The sequence below is a fragment of the Acetobacter oryzifermentans genome (genome assembly GCF_001628715.1).
In the GTDB taxonomy this organism is placed as follows: domain Bacteria; phylum Pseudomonadota; class Alphaproteobacteria; order Acetobacterales; family Acetobacteraceae; genus Acetobacter; species Acetobacter oryzifermentans.
On the sequence record NZ_CP011120.1, the window covers coordinates 1,299,251 to 1,313,614 of the forward strand.

A 14,364-nucleotide genomic window follows, 5' to 3' on the forward strand; every position below is an offset into this window, starting at 1 on the left:
TTTACGTAAAGCTACGGCATTGCAGCTTTGTGCCTGTTATCATACTCCTACGTTCACCGGGTTTGAAGCATGCGTGTCGCTTTGCTCTTGTTTCAATAGCGTGTGTATGCGACCAACCAGCTAACATTCGGATATTTGAACAACAGAAATAGGTTGAGGTCACGCATGTCTTCTCCCAACGCCACATTGCCTGCTCAGGGAACGCTTATGAAGGGCAAGAAGGGTCTGGTAATGGGTGTCGCTAATGATCGTTCCATTGCATGGGGCATTGCCTCCGCCGTTGCGGCACAGGGTGGGGAGCTTGCATTTACGTATCAGGGCGAAGCTCTGGGCAAGCGCGTGCAGCCTCTGGCAGAAAGCGTAGGCTCCAGCCTGGTTCTGCCCTGCGATGTGACAGATGACGCCGCCATTGATGCTACTTTTGCCACCATTGAAAAAGAATGGGGTGAACTGGACTTTGTGGTGCACGCCATTGGCTGGGCAGACAAGCAGTTCCTGCGTGGGCGGTATGTTGATACCCCGCGTGAAGCGTTTTTGAAGGCGCTGGATATTTCCTGCTATTCCTTTACGGCGGTTGCGCAGCGCGCCTCCAAGCTGATGAAAAATGGCGGTTCTTTGCTTACCCTGAGTTATCTGGGGGCAGAACGTGTCATGCCGCATTATAATGTTATGGGTGTTGCAAAAGCTGCGCTGGAAGCCTCGGTGCGTTATATGGCAACAGATCTGGGGCGTGATGGTATCCGTGTGAACGCCATTTCTGCTGGCCCGATCAAAACCCTTGCTGCCAATGGCATTGGGGATTTCCGCTACATTCTGAAGTGGAACCAGTACAACTCTCCGCTGGAACGCAATGTGGCGTTGGAAGAAGTGGGTGGCGCTGGCCTGTATATGGTGTCTGATCTTTCAACCGGCGTAACGGGTGAAGTGCACCATGTGGATTGTGGTTACCATGTTGTGGGCATGAAAAACCCAACTGCCCCTGATATTTCTGTAGCTGGGGACTGAGGGCGCACCGTGTCTTACAATACCTTCGGACAGCTTTTTCGTGTGACCACATGGGGTGAAAGCCACGGCCCAGCCATTGGCTGTGTTGTAGATGGGTGCCCGCCACGTCTGGCGTTAACAGAAGCGGATATTCAGCCGTTTTTGGATAAGCGCAAGCCGGGGCAATCCGCCTTTACCACACAGCGTAAAGAGCCGGATCAGGTGCGTATTCTGTCTGGCGTGTTCGAAGGGCAGACAACAGGCACGCCTATCTCTTTGATGATCGAAAATACAGATCAGCGCTCGCGCGATTATGGTGATATTGCCCGCACATATCGCCCCGGCCATGCTGATCTGACGTATGATCTTAAATACGGCATTCGTGATTATCGTGGGGGCGGGCGTTCCTCTGCGCGTGAAACGGCTTGCCGTGTGGCGGCTGGTGCGGTGGCGCGTAAGATTCTGGGCAAAGGCGTGCGTATTCGCGCGGCTTTGGTGCAGCTTGGCCCACATGATATCGACCGCACGCGGTGGGATTGGGAAGAGGTAAACCGTAACCCTTTTTTCTGCCCCGATGCCGGTGTGGTGGCGGAATGGGAAGAATATCTTGCGGGCATTCGTAAGGCGGGTTCTTCTATTGGTGCCGTAATTGAAGTTGTAGCCGAAGGCGTGCCTGCCGGTTTGGGGGCCCCTGTTTATGGCAAGCTGGATTCAGATCTGGCTGCTGCTCTTATGAGCATCAACGCCGTAAAAGGTGTAGAAATTGGCGATGGATTTGCTTCGGCATCCCTCACCGGGCAGGAAAATGCAGACCCATTATATATCCGAGATGGCAAGCTGACTTTTGGTGCTAACCATGCAGGCGGCATTTTGGGTGGCATTTCCAGCGGTCAGCCTATTGTGGCGCGTTTTGCTGTTAAGCCCACCAGTTCCATGCTCACGCCTGTTCCTTCCATCACCACCGATGGCAAGGAAACGGAAGTAATCACCAAAGGGCGGCATGATCCATGCGTGGGTATTCGTGCCGTGCCTGTGGGTGAGGCCATGATGGCCTGCGTGTTGGCAGACCATCTGATGCGCCATCGGGCACAGATGGGCTAAAACGCCTACCTCACCTTTAGTCCAGCAAAGTGGCTTCCAAGGTAATGGAGGCCCCTTTGAACAGTTTGGAAACCGGGCAACCTTCCTTAGCTTTTGTGGCCAGTTTTTCAAACTGATCAGCCGTGGCACCCGGAATACGCGCCTTAAGGGTGAGGTTAACTGTATCTATTTCAAACCCGCCATCCTTTTTGTTCAAGCTGACATCTGCCCGTGTATCAATGGCAGAGGCGGTAAGCCCTGCTTCACCCAAAATAAGCGAAAGAGCCATGGAAAAGCAGGCCGCATGGGCAGCGCCCAAAAGCTCTTCTGGGTTGGAGCCGGGTTTGCCTTCAAACCGGGTATTAAAGCCGTAAGGTTGATCTTTTAAGGCGCCACTTTCGGTAGAAATTGTGCCTTTGCCTTCCTTAATAGCGCCTTCCCAATGGGCTGTGCCGTATTTGATTATGCTCATGTAAAAACCCTTCCATTTATGTGTGCATGCTAGAAAACCATTCTAACGGTTAGCAGCCCAAACGCCTTTCTGGGGGAATGGTTCAGGAAAAGCTGCCATGCTCTCGCAGAGATGAGCAGGCGAGAGCGCAACGATGTGCCTATAATGCTTTTCAGTTAAAGGCCTGCCGCGCGCGCATACTTCTTTCTTGCATGCAAAAGAAGTTGGGAGCATGTGCAGGTATGGATCCAGCCCTGCCAGCATGTAAGGTGCAAAAGGCAAATACGGCTGACAATGCGGAGACCACGATGAGTTCCACCACGACCGATACCGCTTCTTCTGTTGATGTCGTCCTGATCGGTGGGGGCGTCATGAGCGCCACGCTAGGAACCCTGCTGCGGCAGCTTCAGCCGGACTGGAGCATCAGTATTTTTGAACGCATGGATAGCGTGGCGGAAGAAAGCTCCAACGCATGGAATAATGCTGGCACAGGCCATTCCGCCTTGTGTGAGCTAAACTACACACCACAGCAGGCCGATGGCAGCGTTGATATTAGCAAAGCCATTAACGTAAACGAGCAGTTTCAGGTTTCTCGCCAGTTTTGGACATATCTGGTTGAGCAGAACATTCTGGCTTCTGCGCGAGATTTCCTAACCCCCGTGCCACATATGAGCTTTGTATGGGGGGATAAAAACGTGTCCTTCCTGCAAGCGCGTTACAAGGCGCTGAGTGCGCATCCGCTGTTTTCCGGCATGGAGTTTACGCAGGATCAGGCGCAGATTGCGCAGTGGGCGCCACTCATTATGCGTAATCGCCCCGCAGGGCAGAATTTGGCCGTTACCCGCAGCCTGCGTGGCACGGATGTAAACTTTGGTGCATTAACGCGCTTACTGTTTACCTATCTGGTGAGCACCCCGGCTTGCACACTGCATACAAAGCATGATGTACATGATATTCGCCGGGATTCAGATGGCCGCTGGGTTATCAAGGTGCAAGACACGCGCCTGAATACCGAGCGTGAGGTTAAGGCGCGGTTTGTCTTTATTGGCGGGGGTGGCGGAGCCCTGCCGCTGTTGCAGAAAACGGGTATTCCAGAATCTCGCGGTGTTGGCGGTTTTCCGGTAAGTGGCCAGTTCCTGCGCTGTACCAACCCGGATATTATTGCCCAGCACCATGCCAAAATTTACGGCAAGGCTTCTGTTGGCGCGCCGCCCATGTCTGTTCCGCATTTGGATACACGCATGATAGATGGCACACCAGCACTGCTGTTTGGCCCATATGCGGGCTTTTCCACCCGGTTCCTGAAAAATGGTTCTCTGATGGATCTGCCGCGTTCCATCCGGGCGGGCAATATCAGCGCCATGCTGGCGGTCGCTCGTGATAACTGGCCGCTCACCAAGTATCTGATCGAACAGGTTATGCAGTCTCACAATGATCGGATAAAGGCGCTGCGTGACTTTATTCCCGATGCCCAAGCCAAGGATTGGGAACTGGTTGTGGCGGGCCAGCGTGTGCAGATTATCAAGAAAGACGCCAAAAAAGGTGGTGTTCTGCAATTTGGTACGGAAGTTATTTCCAGCGCAGATGGATCTGTGGCCGCACTTCTGGGGGCTTCTCCGGGGGCTTCTACCGCAGCCCCAATCATGCTGACAGTGTTGAAGAAGTGCTTTGCCAGTAAGCTGCCAGAGTGGGAAGATAAGCTGAAGCAGATTATCCCATCTTACGGCCAGAAACTGGCGGATAATCCGGCACTGTGTGCACAGCTATTTGATAAAACCACCAGCGTTCTGGGGCTGAAGGAAGCCTGATATCGCAGAGAGCCTGCTTGTTATAAGGCAGGCTCTTGTTGCGTTTTATCAGATAAAGGTAACAGGGCTATCGGTGTCGGATATGCTCATATCCGCCCGGTTCCACCAACAATTTTCTGGCGGGCGTGGGGTAGGGATAAACTCCGCCGGATTGCCAGAAAAAGAGACCGTATTTGTGGGTGTTTCCTGAATACTCAGTTCAGAACACCACAAAACGCCGCCTTCTGCTGCCAGAAAGGCGTTTATCTTGGCCATAAGTAGGCAAACCATTAATTCTGTGGTGGGGTCTCCCGGTGTCATGACAATGCGGGCCGCACGGGCGGGCTCGTTGGTTTGAAACCACGCCAGCAGTGGATCATCTTCTGCAAGCTGCAAGGCATGATCCAGCTTTTCATCCACAAAGCGATGCCACGTGCTTTTGGCTTTCTGGAAGGATACCGGCATATTGCTTTTGCCATCCAGAGGCGCAAAAGATGTGGGTTTTAAGCGTACAGTCACAAACTCATTATGGCCGTGGGGCAGGGCGCAGCTTTCGCTCGCGCCATGAATGAGCCGATGCCCCATAGAAAAACGGCGGGTAAAAACAAGATCAGGCATGAGTCTGTGTGCCTTTTTTATGGGCTACGTAGTCATCCCACCCAGATTTACGCAACTGACAAGCAGGGCAGGTGCCGCATCCATGCCCCCATGCATGCAATGTGCCGCGTTCTCCTAAATAACAGGTGTGGCTTTCTTTATTAATAAGCTCAACAAGCGGATGTCCGCCAAGTTCTTCTGCCAGTTCCCATGTTTCGGCCTTATCTAGCCACATCAAAGGTGTGTGCAGAACATAGCGGGATTCCATACCAAGGTTGAGCGCAACCTGTAGAGCCTTGATGGTATCATCCCGGCAATCCGGGTATCCCGAGTAATCTGTTTCGCACACACCTGTAACAATGTGCTTAATGCCGCGCCGTGCAGCTAAAGCAGCCGCAAAAGTTAGAAAAATAAGGTTCCGGCCTGGTACAAACGTATTGGGCAGGCCATTTTCCGCCATGCTGATTTCAGCATCTCGCGTTAAGGACGTTTCGGAAACCTCGCCCAGTGCGTGCAAGGGCAGGGTGTGGTCATCCCCCAAGCGGCTTGCCCATGTGGGATTCTGATTGGCAAGCCCTTGGCGAATACTGGCACGGCATTCCAGTTCAACCGCATGGCGTTGGCCGTAATCAAAACCCAGCGTTTCTACGCGCCCATAGCGTTCCAGCGCCCATGCCAGACAGGTTGCGGAATCTTGGCCACCAGAGAAAAGAACGAGGGCTGATTCCTGTTTATCACGGGCGGGAAGAGGCATGATTAAGGTATTCCGATAAGCTTGTGGGTCTGGAGCGAAAGCCCCCATAAAGGGTGTTCCAGACAGTATTCAATAGCAGCCTGCGTGTTGGCTGCCTGCTGCGGGCCATCCATAGGCTGAAGCCAGAAATGTTGGAAATCAAGATTTTCCACAGAGGCTGGGTCAATGCCCGGCTGAGGGAATACGAGTTTTAGCTCGGTTCCTGCTTTTTGCACCAGTTCAGCCCCAGCTTTTGGGCTAATGCACAACCAGTCTATGCCTTTAGGGGCGGCTATTGTGCCATTGCTTTCCACCGCAATGGTAAAGCCCTGGGCGTGCATAGCATTTATCAGGGCGGTATCAAGCTGGAGCAGGGGTTCACCCCCCGTAAAAACAACTAGTTTTTGGCCAGTTGCTTTTACATCCTGCGTGGGCTGTGGCCAAAAACTGGCAATGGTTGCCGCCAGATCTGCTGCGTTTTCAAACTTGCCGCCGTTTATGCCATCCGTGCCGATAAAATCGGTATCGCAAAACTGACAGGTGGCTGTAGCCCGATCTTTCTCTCGCCCAGACCATAGGTTGCAGCCCGTAAAGCGGCAGAAAACCGCCGCGCGGCCCGCTTGTCCGCCTTCACCCTGAAGGGTAAGGAAAATTTCTTTAACCGAATACGTCATGAATTATGCAGAAGGCAGGCCAATGCCTGTTGTGTGCATGCCAAGCTTATCCAGCAAAGCTCTGTCACGCGTGGCTTGTGGGTTAGGGGTGGTCAACAAACGTTCACCATAGAAAATAGAGTTGGCACCGGCCAAAAAGCAGAGAGCTTGTGTTTCATCACTCATGTTTTCGCGGCCAGCGGCCAAGCGTACACGGCTTTTGGGCATGGTAATGCGGGCGGCGGCAATCATGCGCACAAAATCAAGCGGTTCCACTTCATCCGCTTTGGCCAGCGGCGTGCCTTCCACTTTGACCAACAGATTGATCGGCACGCTTTCAGGGTGTGCGGGCAGGGTGGCAAGTGCTGTAATCAGGCCCGCACGGTCTGTTTCATTTTCACCCAAGCCCACAATGCCGCCACAGCACACATTAATGCCTGCGTCTCGCACGTTAGAAAGTGTATCCAGCCGTTCCTGATAGGTGCGGGTGCTGATGATTTCTCCATAATATTCCGGCGAAGTATCCAGATTATGGTTGTAGTAATCCAGCCCGGCATCATGCAGTTTGTGGGCTTGTGTGTTATCCAGCATACCTAGTGTTACGCAGGTTTCCATGCCAAGCTGCTTTACGCCTTCAATCATGGCGCACACGGTATCCAGATCGCGCTCCTTGGGAGAGCGCCACGCAGCCCCCATGCAAAAACGGCTGGCACCAGCGGCCTTGGCTTTTTTTGCCTCGGTTAATACGGCTTCCACGGCCATCAACTTATCTGCCTTTACGCCTTGTTCATGCTTGGCGCTTTGGGGGCAGTAGGCGCAATCTTCCGGGCAGCCGCCGGTTTTAATGGAAAGCAGCGTGGAAATCTGGATTTCCGTGGGGTCAAACGTAGCACGATGCAGCGTTTGCGCCCTGAACATCAGTTCAGGAAATGGCAGGTCAAGCAAGGCCTGAACTTCTGCGACCGTCCAATCATGGCGGACTTCCGAAGAGGATGAGACAGAAGAGTGAGCAAGCGGGGAAGAACCATCAGGCATGGAATGCAAACCGAACCAGATTTATAGAGAAGGAAAGTGATTTATAGCCTTTTTATCGACGCAAGGCCAGTTTTCACGTTGCTTGTTAAAGACATATTCAGGGCTATACGCCATACTAAATGTTTATAATTCAGCTTGTCACGATGCAGCTGGAATGAAGGAGAACAAAATGTCTGCAAAAAAAGGCGTTTCCGGCGCGATCCTTGCTGTAGCAATCACCGGTATTCTGGGGGGCTGCCATGATCAACATGAAGAAAATGCCAACCGTGCTGTGCGGCCGTTGCGGATGCCTAATCCGGCCGCAGTCTATTGTATTAAAAAAGGTGGCACGCTGAGCACCGAAAGCACAGACAAGGGGCAGATCAGCTACTGCCATCTGCCAGACGGCAGCGTGATGGAAGAATGGGAACTGTTCCGTAGGGATAATCCGATGCCCAAAAAGTAATGTGATCGATCGAACATGAATTTTGGCCTGATGCAGGGCGTTTTAACCCGTGAGGGGGCTTTGCATCGGGCATTTTGAGCGTTTTAGGCGGTAGGGTGGATCGATTTTAGGATTTTAGGGCGCCAGAATGAGCATGCGAAAGGACGTGGCGCTGATGTGATTGATGGATCGGGATATTTTTCAAACGGCCATAAATTGTATAAGATATATTATGCCAACGAAATTGACTATAAAACATGAATGCATGAGGGATCGTGTATATAACTATTCATTATGATGGTTAATTGAGGAATGCGACCCTTGCAGCGTTGAACTTTGGGTTGTGAGTTCCTTATTATATCTGTATCACGTCGTTAATTACATTTTCTGTCATACGGGTTTGTGTGTAGTGACCGCTCTTTCTGATGATACAGTAACCATAGCAAAGCAGCTTGTGCCCATGCAGGAGAACCCCATTCTTCTGCTGCGCAAGGCAAGTGAGCTTTTGGGTGATCGGTTGGCTGTCCTCTCCTCTTTTGGGGCGGAATCTGCATTGCTTCTGGCAATGGTGGCAGAGGCTGATCCGGCCATGAAAGTGCTGTTTCTGAATACCGGGAAACACTTTCCACAAACCCTTGAATATCGGCGGAATTTGGCGGATTTTCTGCATCTTTCCAACGTTCAGGACATTGCGCCACAGCCCCAGCAGGTGGAAAATCGAGACCCTACGGGAGAATTGTGGGCGTTTGATCCCGATGCCTGCTGCGCCTTGCGTAAGGTAGAGCCCTTAAAAGTGGCTTCTCTGCCCTATGAGGCTCTGGTTACTGGGCGTAAACGTGGGCAGGCTGCTACAAGATCTACGCTGGAAATTGTGGAATTACGAGAAGATGGGCAACTGCGGCTGAACCCTCTTGCATTTTGGAGTGCGGAAGACATCACGCAGGAAATGCAGCGCCGGGGGCTGCCTTCTCACCCGTTGGTGGCGGAAGGCTATCTTTCCATCGGCTGCGCCCCATGCACGCAACCAGTCAATGGTGATCAGGATGCGCGGGCCGGGCGTTGGGCCGGGTTGAACAAAACCGAATGCGGTATCCACATTAAACACTAACGGGTTCTGGCTGATTTTACCCTCAGCCACATTGTGTCATACACAGGGTTACGGAAACGGAAACATGGATCATCTTGATCAACTCGAAGCTCAGAGCGTTTTTATTCTGAGAGAAGCCTACAGAAAGCTCAAACCTCTGGCCATGCTGTGGTCTTTGGGTAAAGATTCCAATGTTATGGTCTGGCTGGCCAAAAAGGCGTTTCTGGGCCGGGTTCCCTTCCCTGTCATGCATGTTGATACCGGAAAGAAGTTCCCGGAAATGTACAAATTTCGGGATGAATACGCTAAAAAGTGGGATCTCAATCTGCTGTTGGGTGAGTGCCCGCCGGTAGAGGATATGGATCCCTCCCTTCCGCCTGCCGCCCGTTCTGCTGCGCGTAAAACAGCAGGCCTTGCCGCTATGATTGAAAAGCATAAGCTACAGGGTGTTATTGCCGGTATCCGCCGTGATGAGCAGGGAACGCGCGCCAAGGAACGTGTTTTCAGCCCCCGTGGTGCCAGCCATAAGTGGGATATCCGCAATCAGCCACCCGAATTTTGGGACCAGTACGCAACCCCACACGAAGAAGGCATGCATATTCGTGTGCATCCGCTGCTGGCTTGGCGTGAAATTGATATCTGGCGTTATATTGAGCGTGAAGGCATTCCGCTGGTTGATCTGTATTTCTCCAAAAATGGCAAACGCTATCGTTCCTTGGGTGATTCAGACATCACTTTCCCGGTAGAAAGCAATGCTTCCACCTTGGCGGAAGTGATTGAAGAGCTGGAAACAACCAAAACATCTGAACGCGCAGGCCGCGCAATGGATCATGAATCCGAAGATGCTTTTGAACGCCTGCGTGTGGCGGGTTACCTCTGATTACGGCGTGGACTGGAAATAAAATATCATGAGCGAAAAAATTTATTCATCTCAGGATGCCGCCACGCCAATCGTGATTGTGGGGCATGTTGACCACGGCAAATCCACCCTTATCGGGCGCTTGCTGCACGATACGGACAGCCTTCAGGATGGCAAGGTTGCCCAGATTATTGAATCGTCCAAAAAGCGCGGCCTGAAGATTGAGTGGAGCTTCCTGCTGGACTCCCTTCAGATTGAACGCGATCAGGGCGTAACTGTTGATTCCACCCGTATTCCGTTCCGCTTGGGGCAGCGCGAATTTGTGATTGTGGATGCGCCAGGACACCGCCAGTTCCTACGCAACATGATTACAGGTGCTGCCGATGCAGAAGCCGCAGTACTGGTGGTGGATGCACAGGAAGGTGCGCGTGAACAGACACGCCGCCACGCCATGCTGCTGCACCTTATCGGTATTCGCCACGTTATTGTGCTGCTGAATAAAGTGGATCTGCTTGATTTCGATCAGGCTAAGGTTGAGGCAGTCGAAAAATCCGTAACGGAACTGCTGAACAAGTTGGGGCTGGAAGCGGCCCTGTTCGTTCCGGCTTCTGCGCGTGATGGTGATAACATTGCCAGCCGCTCAGAGCGCTCTCCGTGGTATAAAGGCCCCACGCTAACAGAAGCTCTGGCCAGCGTGCCCTCTCCCGCTTCCCGCTCCGAGCTGGCGCTTCGTCTGCCCGTGCAGGACGTGTACCGTTTTGATAACACCCGTTATGTGGCAGGCCGTGTTGAGCGTGGCCGGGTGCGCGTGGGCGATACCGTTATTATCGGCACACAGAAAACCCCTGCCCGCATTGCATCGATTGAAAGCTGGCATACAGCGCCGCATGTTTCTGCTTCTGCTGGGCAGTCCATCGCAGTCACGCTGGAACCAGACGTGATTCCTGATCGTGGGGATCTGCTGCATCATGCGGATGCACGTCCAATGGAAGCTTCCCGCGTGCGGGTGCGTCTGTTCTGGTTGCGTCAGGAGCCGCTACGTGTGGGTGAGCATTTCCGCCTGCGTCTGGCTACGGCAGAACATGCCGTTACCGTTACCGCCATTGATAAAGTGGTGGATCTGGATGATCTGACAGAACACCCCGGCACGGAAGTTCCGCCCGAAGGCTTTGCGGAAATTGTGTTGTCTGCGGCAGAAAACATTCAGTTTGACCCCTTCACACCAGGCACAACGGATGGCCGTGGTGTGTTGGTTGACCGCCAGCAGCGTATTGTGGGGGGGGCACCCATTATTGGCCCGGCCAATATTGCAGATGGTGAAAAGGTTATTCATCCAAGCGCCAGCACCGTTACCGTGCAGGATCGTGAACGCGCTAAAGGCCATAAAGGCTCTGTGTTCTGGCTGACTGGTCTGTCTGGCTCTGGCAAAAGCACGCTGGCCCGTGCGGCAGAAACCCGTCTGTTTGCAGATGGTGTGGATGTAACAGTGCTGGATGGTGATACACTGCGCGCTGGTCTGTGCAAGGATTTGGGCTTCTCTGAAGCAGACCGAACCGAAAACGTACGCCGTGCTGCGGAAGTGGCTCGCCTGCTGCGTGATGCCGGTCAGGTTGTTATCGTGGCCTTGATCTCTCCTCTGCGTTCCGATCGTGATCTGGCCCGCCAGATTATTGGCGATGGGTTTGAGGAAGTGTTTGTAGATGCTGATCTGGGCACCTGTGAACAGCGTGACCCCAAGGGGCTGTATGCCGCAGCACGTGCAGGAAAAATCAGTGGCTTTACGGGCATTGATGCCCCGTATGAAGCCCCTGCCAAGCCTGCCCTGCACCTGATAACAGGTAAGGATAGTGTAGAGGCTGCCACAAAAACGCTGGTGACTTTTGTGGAAGACGCCGTGCGTCACAAAGCGGGTGCGCGTGCGCAGTCCTGATTGCGCTCTGGCTTGATAAGGCGGGTGTAAAATACCCGCCTTATTTCCCCTTGCGGGTGGTTGTTAAAAGCATATGTGTATTTTGAGGTGCCGGGGATGCTTCAAGATACGTTATTAATTCGTGGTATATTGATATTCTCGCATCTGTTGTGTAATTCTCAACCTGCACACGGGGGCAGAAAGGGATTAAGCGTTGGATCGGAGAAATAATCGGCGGGATGAACAAGGGCTGAGCGTTGTAACAGCCAACCGTCTGCTTGATGGGCGCATTGTGTGGTTGGATGCGCAAGGCGAATGGCAGCTTTTTATCCAGCATGCGCACCCTTTCCCCAATGCGGAAATGGAACAGATTCTGGCCCGCCAGAACGCAAAAGCGGCTGCGGATGAAGTGGTTGGGGTGTATGGTGTGCAGGTTGCGCAAACATCGTCTGGCCTGCTGCCCATAACCACGCGGGAGCGTATTCGTGCCCTTGGGCCAAGCGTTCATGCCGAGTTCACACCTGCATGGCAGGCTGCGCAACACGCCAGCGCCTGATACCAGCAGAGCAAGACGGACACAGTTAAAGCCATGTCTTATTCCACCCAGCCTGCCCTTTCGGTTGGCCGTTACGCGTATGATGATGTTGATCGTACGTTTCTTAAGCAGCGTGTTGAGCAGTTTCGGGATCAGGTTCAGCGCCGTATCGCTGGTGAGCTGACCGAAGAAGAGTTCAAACCCCTGCGGTTGATGAACGGTCTGTACCTTCAGTTGCATGCTTATATGCTGCGTGTGGCCATTCCGTATGGCACGCTCAGTTCTTCCCAGATGCGCGCTTTGGCACATATCGCCAGAACGTATGACCGGGATTACGGGCACTTTACAACGCGGCAGAATATCCAGTTCAACTGGATCAAGCTGGAAGATACGCCAGATATTCTGAACGTGCTGGCCGATGCAGAAATGCACGCCATTCAAACAAGTGGTAACTGCATTCGTAACGTTACATCAGACCAGTTTGCTGGTGCTGCGGCGGATGAGGTTCTGGATCCGCGCGTGCATGCTGAAATCCTGCGCCAGTGGTCCACCCTGCACCCGGAATTTACGTTTCTGCCACGTAAGTTCAAGATTGCCATTTCCGGCAGCAAGCAAGATCGTGTTGCCGCGCGCTTTCATGATATCGGCCTGCTGGCCCGCAAGGGTGAAAATGGCCGTGCCGTGTTTGAGGTGTATGTTGGTGGTGGCTTGGGCCGTACCCCTATTGTGGGTGTAAAGCTACGAGATGACCTGCCAGAAGAAGATCTGATTGCCTATCTGGAAGCCGTGCTGCGTGTTTATAATGAATACGGGCGGCGCGATAACATGTACAAAGCCCGTATTAAAATACTGGTGCAGGCTTTGGGCGCAGAAGCTTTTCTGGCTAAGGTGAACGCAGAATTTGCAGCTATGGATCGGGCGCGCTATCGCCTGCCACCAGAAATTGTTGCAGCCATTCAGGCTCGCTTTGGCACGCCGGAGTTTCAGTCAGAAAACGGCGCGGCTGATGCGCTGGCTGCTCAACAAAAAGCAGATGCGGCATTTGATACATGGGTACGCACCAACACGCATGCCCACAAACAACCGGGCTATGCATGCGTTACTATATCCTGCAAGCCGGTTGGCGGTATTCCGGGGGATGTTACATCCGCCCAGATGGATCTGCTTGCTGATCTGGCAGATAAATACAGCTTTGGCGAACTGCGCATTACGCATTTGCAAAACGTGGTGTTGGGGCATGTGCGGCAGGATGCGCTGCATGAGCTGTGGCAGATTCTTAAAGCAAATGGGCTAGGCACGGCCAATATCGAGATGGTGACAGATATTATTGCCTGCCCCGGTCTGGATTATTGCGCGTTGGCTAATGCCCGTTCCATTCCCATTGCACAAAAGCTGAGCGAACGCTTTGGCGATGCCACACTCCAGCAGGAAATTGGTAGCCTACGGCTGAATATCTCTGGCTGCATCAATGCTTGTGGGCATCATCATGCAGGCCATATTGGTATTCTGGGTGTTGATAAACGGGGTGAGGAAGCGTTCCAGATCACTCTGGGCGGCAGCGCGATGGAAGATGCCTCGGTTGGGCAGATTCTGGGGTCTGCACTTTCTGAAGATGAAACGGTTGATGCTGTGGCGCGCATCATAGATACATATCTGGCCCAGCGTGATGCCGGAGAACGGTTTATTGATACGTGCCGCCGCCTTGGCACAGCCCCCTTCAAGGATGCAGCTTATGCCCCTGTTTGAAAACGGCCAGATTATTGAAGACACATGGCTGATTGCACAGGATGCTCAGCCTTTGCCGGAAGGTGATGTGCTAGTGCCGTTGGCGCGTTTGGCTGAAGGGCTGGGCCGTAATGGCAATGGACGTTTGGGCGTTTTGCTCAAACAGGATGAGCAGGTGGAAAACCTTAAAACTGCCCTGCCCCGGCTTGATGTTGTGTGCCTCACATTCCCCATTTTCCGGGATGGTCGGGCATTTACGCAGGCACGTACCCTGCGTGAACACCTGCACTATGCTGGCAAAATCCGTGTAACTGGGCATTTCCTGCCTGATCAATACGAGTTTTTGCTGCGTTGCGGGGTTGATCAGGTGGTTATTCCTGAAGGCAGCAAACTTGATGTGTGGGAAAAAGCACATCATCGCTTTACCATCGCCTATCAGCCTTCTGTGTTGACCGAAAAGCCGGAAGGTTTTGCGTTCAGGAGATTTCTCTCCTAATCAGGCTGC

15 protein-coding genes are annotated in these 14,364 nt (G+C 53.0%); 10 read left to right on the plus strand and 5 right to left on the minus strand.

All coding sequences use genetic code 11. The annotated features are described in order from the left end of the window. The first annotated feature begins 165 nt into the window (after positions 1–165). Both fabI and aroC read left to right on the plus strand, forming a co-directional pair. Positions 166–1,005: an enoyl-ACP reductase FabI gene (gene fabI / locus WG31_RS06280; RefSeq protein WP_063353971.1), complete on the plus strand. Its 840-nt coding sequence runs from the start codon at positions 166–168 to the stop codon at positions 1,003–1,005. Positions 1,006–1,014: 9 nt separating this feature from the next. Then, positions 1,015–2,085: a chorismate synthase gene (aroC, locus tag WG31_RS06285; RefSeq protein ID WP_063353972.1), complete on the plus strand. Its 1,071-nt coding sequence runs from the start codon at positions 1,015–1,017 to the stop codon at positions 2,083–2,085. Positions 2,086–2,101: 16 nt separating this feature from the next. Here the strand turns inward: aroC and WG31_RS06290 are convergent, their stop codons facing one another. After that, positions 2,102–2,536 carry an OsmC family protein gene (locus WG31_RS06290; protein ID WP_063353973.1) on the minus strand — a complete coding sequence of 145 codons (435 nt, stop codon included), beginning with the start codon at positions 2,534–2,536 and terminating at the stop codon, positions 2,102–2,104. A 287-nt stretch (positions 2,537–2,823) separates the two neighbouring features. On the opposite strand from WG31_RS06290, the gene WG31_RS06295 reads away from it, so the two are divergent. Then, a complete protein-coding gene (locus tag WG31_RS06295) occupies positions 2,824–4,323 on the plus strand; it encodes a malate:quinone oxidoreductase (RefSeq protein ID WP_063354896.1) in 1,500 nt (499 codons plus the stop codon). Between the two features lie 48 nt (positions 4,324–4,371). On the opposite strand, the gene WG31_RS06300 is transcribed toward WG31_RS06295, so the two are convergent. From WG31_RS06300 to bioB, 4 genes are read right to left on the minus strand one after another with little or no spacing between them, the layout of a single operon-like run. Further along, positions 4,372–4,920, minus strand: a complete 549-nt coding sequence (locus WG31_RS06300; RefSeq protein ID WP_063353974.1) for a 6-pyruvoyl trahydropterin synthase family protein — start codon at positions 4,918–4,920, stop codon at positions 4,372–4,374. Next, the gene (gene queC / locus WG31_RS06305; protein WP_063353975.1) at positions 4,913–5,653 is read right to left on the minus strand and encodes a 7-cyano-7-deazaguanine synthase QueC; all 741 of its coding nucleotides are present in this window, start codon (positions 5,651–5,653) and stop codon (positions 4,913–4,915) included. The genes WG31_RS06300 and queC overlap by 8 nt, the downstream gene beginning before the upstream one ends. Positions 5,654–5,655: 2 nt before the next feature. Further along, positions 5,656–6,306: a 7-carboxy-7-deazaguanine synthase gene (gene queE, locus WG31_RS06310; RefSeq protein ID WP_063353976.1), complete on the minus strand. Its 651-nt coding sequence runs from the start codon at positions 6,304–6,306 to the stop codon at positions 5,656–5,658. Between the two features lie 3 nt (positions 6,307–6,309). After that, a complete protein-coding gene (gene bioB / locus WG31_RS06315; RefSeq protein ID WP_035351428.1) occupies positions 6,310–7,320 on the minus strand; it encodes a biotin synthase BioB in 1,011 nt (336 codons plus the stop codon). 169 nt (positions 7,321–7,489) lie between these two features. Here bioB and WG31_RS06320 point away from each other — a divergent pair, with 169 nt between their 5' ends. The 7 genes from WG31_RS06320 to WG31_RS06350 all read left to right on the plus strand — a co-directional run bounded on the left by WG31_RS06320 (position 7,490) and on the right by WG31_RS06350 (position 14,355). Next, positions 7,490–7,765 (plus strand): putative hemolysin, encoded by a 276-nt coding sequence (locus WG31_RS06320; protein ID WP_081461399.1) that lies wholly within the window; start codon positions 7,490–7,492, stop codon positions 7,763–7,765. 322 nt (positions 7,766–8,087) lie between these two features. After that, positions 8,088–8,852 (plus strand): phosphoadenylyl-sulfate reductase, encoded by a 765-nt coding sequence (locus WG31_RS06325; protein ID WP_082823145.1) that lies wholly within the window; start codon positions 8,088–8,090, stop codon positions 8,850–8,852. Positions 8,853–8,916: 64 nt separating this feature from the next. Beyond that, entirely contained in the window at positions 8,917–9,711 is a 795-nt protein-coding gene (gene cysD, locus WG31_RS06330; protein WP_003628792.1) for a sulfate adenylyltransferase subunit CysD, read from the plus strand. Between the two features lie 28 nt (positions 9,712–9,739). Continuing rightward, positions 9,740–11,620 carry an adenylyl-sulfate kinase gene (cysC, locus tag WG31_RS06335; RefSeq protein ID WP_063353978.1) on the plus strand — a complete coding sequence of 627 codons (1,881 nt, stop codon included), beginning with the start codon at positions 9,740–9,742 and terminating at the stop codon, positions 11,618–11,620. 193 nt (positions 11,621–11,813) lie between these two features. Next, positions 11,814–12,155 (plus strand): DUF2849 domain-containing protein, encoded by a 342-nt coding sequence (locus tag WG31_RS06340; RefSeq protein WP_006115236.1) that lies wholly within the window; start codon positions 11,814–11,816, stop codon positions 12,153–12,155. A gap of 33 nt (positions 12,156–12,188) precedes the next feature. Further along, entirely contained in the window at positions 12,189–13,880 is a 1,692-nt protein-coding gene (locus tag WG31_RS06345; protein ID WP_006115237.1) for a nitrite/sulfite reductase, read from the plus strand. Next, positions 13,867–14,355 carry a DUF934 domain-containing protein gene (locus WG31_RS06350; protein ID WP_063354898.1) on the plus strand — a complete coding sequence of 163 codons (489 nt, stop codon included), beginning with the start codon at positions 13,867–13,869 and terminating at the stop codon, positions 14,353–14,355. The genes WG31_RS06345 and WG31_RS06350 overlap by 14 nt, the downstream gene beginning before the upstream one ends. Positions 14,356–14,364: the final 9 nt, after the last annotated feature.

Bases quoted from the DNA above. Each gene is read 5' to 3' on its own strand.
- cysD (WP_003628792.1), top strand. From the start codon at position 8,917: ATGGATCATCTTGATCAACTCGAAGCTCAGAGCGTTTTTATTCTGAGA.
- WG31_RS06320 (WP_081461399.1), top strand. From the start codon at position 7,490: ATGTCTGCAAAAAAAGGCGTTTCCGGCGCGATCCTTGCTGTAGCAATC.
- fabI (WP_063353971.1), top strand. From the start codon at position 166: ATGTCTTCTCCCAACGCCACATTGCCTGCTCAGGGAACGCTTATGAAG.
- bioB (WP_035351428.1), bottom strand. From the start codon at position 7,320: ATGCCTGATGGTTCTTCCCCGCTTGCTCACTCTTCTGTCTCATCCTCT.
- WG31_RS06350 (WP_063354898.1), top strand. From the start codon at position 13,867: ATGCCCCTGTTTGAAAACGGCCAGATTATTGAAGACACATGGCTGATT.
- WG31_RS06290 (WP_063353973.1), bottom strand. From the start codon at position 2,536: ATGAGCATAATCAAATACGGCACAGCCCATTGGGAAGGCGCTATTAAG.
- cysC (WP_063353978.1), top strand. From the start codon at position 9,740: ATGAGCGAAAAAATTTATTCATCTCAGGATGCCGCCACGCCAATCGTG.
- WG31_RS06300 (WP_063353974.1), bottom strand. From the start codon at position 4,920: ATGCCTGATCTTGTTTTTACCCGCCGTTTTTCTATGGGGCATCGGCTC.
- queC (WP_063353975.1), bottom strand. From the start codon at position 5,653: ATGCCTCTTCCCGCCCGTGATAAACAGGAATCAGCCCTCGTTCTTTTC.
- WG31_RS06345 (WP_006115237.1), top strand. From the start codon at position 12,189: ATGTCTTATTCCACCCAGCCTGCCCTTTCGGTTGGCCGTTACGCGTAT.
- queE (WP_063353976.1), bottom strand. From the start codon at position 6,306: ATGACGTATTCGGTTAAAGAAATTTTCCTTACCCTTCAGGGTGAAGGC.
- WG31_RS06295 (WP_063354896.1), top strand. From the start codon at position 2,824: ATGAGTTCCACCACGACCGATACCGCTTCTTCTGTTGATGTCGTCCTG.